The sequence below is a fragment of the Pseudomonas pseudonitroreducens genome, assembly GCF_021603645.1.
GTDB classification, from domain to species: Bacteria; Pseudomonadota; Gammaproteobacteria; order Pseudomonadales; family Pseudomonadaceae; genus Pseudomonas; species Pseudomonas pseudonitroreducens.
The window spans coordinates 1-255 of sequence record NZ_BQHJ01000075.1 but is presented as its reverse complement, the minus strand read 5'-3'; the positions used below and the strand labels follow the sequence as shown (position 1 = coordinate 255).

At 62.4% G+C, this 255-nt stretch carries 1 pseudogene; it reads right to left on the bottom strand.

What is annotated here, in order from left to right:
• A pseudogene (locus L6D89_RS32530) lies at positions 1-255 on the bottom strand (hypothetical protein); the annotation flags it as partial.

The following is a 255-nucleotide window of genomic DNA, read 5'->3' as shown; positions in this document are numbered from 1 at the left end:
AGTCCCAACGGCTACGACCGTCAGGCGATTCGAACATGTCGGGCGTCCACCAGCCCCCAGTCAGGGCGTCGATCTGCTCGACCGTCATGTTCTCGACCCGGTACTGCAGCTGGTCGCTGCAGGTGATCGTCATCAGCCGATTGGCGATGTCCCAGGACGGCTCGATGGCATAGCCGGTGAAGCGCCTTTCCTGCTTGGTGACGCCGCCTGTTTCGCTGATGAAGTCGATGGTCACCTCTTCGCCGTCCAGGCCCA